This is a genomic window from Oleiphilus sp. HI0079, assembly GCF_001635105.1.
This window is the reverse complement of the sequence record NZ_LWFT01001060.1, coordinates 1-1,114: the sequence shown is the minus strand read 5'-3', so window position 1 is coordinate 1,114 and position 1,114 is coordinate 1. Positions and strand designations below refer to the sequence as shown.

The 1,114-nt window shown below is 48.4% G+C and carries 2 protein-coding genes; both read right to left on the bottom strand.

Annotated elements, in window-relative coordinates:
* Positions 1-416 (bottom strand): DUF2878 domain-containing protein (locus tag A3750_RS18935; RefSeq protein ID WP_068548626.1); only part of this gene is annotated, 416 nt, incomplete at its 3' end.
* A 36-nt stretch (positions 417-452) separates the two neighbouring features.
* On the bottom strand, positions 453-1,114 hold a 662-nt coding region (locus A3750_RS18930), incomplete at its 5' end, for a cyclopropane-fatty-acyl-phospholipid synthase family protein (RefSeq protein WP_156498745.1).

Below are 1,114 nucleotides of genomic sequence, written 5' to 3'. Positions count from 1 at the left end.
GCACCAAGCTTCCGCCCTGCGATGTAAGAGAGCGCACCACCGATAGAAAAGAAAGCGAGCAAAACGACGGGCGAGCGCAGCAGCCAAGACAGAGAGATAGGCAAGCATGTCACAAAGCCAAGCCACATGTAACAGAGCCACAGGGGGATCAGTTCCATAACCATGACATTACCAGCGTTGAACTGATAGATGCCAAAAACACCAAAAATACTATCGGCCATCATCCCTAGCGCGGCCAATGCAATACACGCGAGGCGTACTTTTGCCCTTCTTTCGGCGTAAAGAAAGTGCCCCAAATGGACGAAAAGCAACGGAAGCGCATACAACCAACCGGACAATATCGCGGTAAACCAAAGTGCCTGAAAGGTCACGGCATTGATAATCTTATGCGTCATAATACTCGACTTATCATTCATTTGGCGCGCAATGCATCCTCTCTAACAGATGGCGAACTAAGCGACTATTTCGCCTCTAAATGCCGGTTTGGCGTACAATAAATGCGAAACGCCAATTGAGCGCTCGGCAAAACCACCTTCACAATAACACAAATAAAATTCCCACATTCTCTGGAAAGTCTCACTGTAGCCTAGCTTACTGATCGCCTTAGACTCTCGTTTACAGACCTCGTTCCACATATGCAACGTGCGTGCATAGTGCTCAGCAAAATCCTGATGAGAAACCAAGCGAAGATCTGAGCTATCGCGCATTGCAGAAGACAACGCAGTCAAAGACGGAATACAGCTGCCAGGAAAAATATAACGCTGAATAAAATCAACATCCCGCTTAGCGCGCTCATATCTCTGATCGGTAATGGTAATCGCCTGAATCAGCATCAAACCGTCCGGCTTGAGAAGACGTGAACAGGTCTCATAGTAGGTGTTATAAAACTTCCACCCAACCGCTTCGATCATTTCTATGGACACCAGCTTATCGAACTGCCCTTCCAACTTTCGATAGTCCTCAAGTAGCAAGGTGATTTTGTCTTCGAGCCCCGCCTCCTTGACGCGCTGGCAAGCCAAGTCATATTGCTGACGTGAAATAGTGGTCGTGGTGACCTTGCACCCATAGTTTTGTGCTGCATAGATTGCAAAGCCGCCCCACCCCGTTCCGATCT